This window comes from Catenulispora pinisilvae, assembly GCF_015356865.1.
Lineage (GTDB): Bacteria > Actinomycetota > Actinomycetes > Streptomycetales > Catenulisporaceae > Catenulispora > Catenulispora pinisilvae.
The window spans coordinates 1-541 of the sequence record NZ_JAAFZA010000583.1 but is presented as its reverse complement, the minus strand read 5'-3'; the positions used below and the strand labels follow the sequence as shown (position 1 = coordinate 541).

The 541-nt window shown below is 67.7% G+C and carries 1 tRNA gene; it reads right to left on the bottom strand.

The annotated features are described in order from the left end of the window. Window positions 1-245: 245 nt before the first annotated feature. Window positions 246-317, bottom strand: a tRNA-Val gene (locus tag IZR01_RS49515). Window positions 318-541 lie beyond the last annotated feature (224 nt).

Genomic DNA, 541 nt, shown 5'->3' with positions numbered 1-541 from the left:
AGCCCCACCAGCCCCACCAGCCCCACAGCGGCAGCCAGCGTGACGAAGCGCTTCAGCATGCTGCGATCGCCTCCCGTGGTCGGTGCAACGTCGCCGATTCTAGGCAAGTCGAGGCCACGCAAGGGTGTTGAGAGGTCCCAACTTCTGGTGAATCAAGGCGCTGCCGAGCCGTGAGAGCGCGACCAGGGGCCGCCACAAGCGGAAGAGGACAAGGCTTCCCCGCCGATTTACTCCAGCGTTCGAGGTGGGCGCGGACAGGTTCGAACTGCCGACCGCTCGGGTGTAAACCGAGTGCTCTTCCACTGAGCTACGCGCCCTCCAGAAGGCCGCCAGGGCGACCCTCAAGAGGGAAAGAGTACCCGACCCAGGCCGTACTCGCGGACCGTGATTCCAGTGCGCCACAGCGGCAGCTGTGCCTGCTCGGGCACCCGCCGCAGTGACTACTCGCTTTACTCCCGGCTTGGTTCCCGCGCGGGCGTCACCCTTGCTCCCACGCCGGCGTCACCCTTGCCTCCCGCGCGGGCGTCGCCCCCGGTTCCCC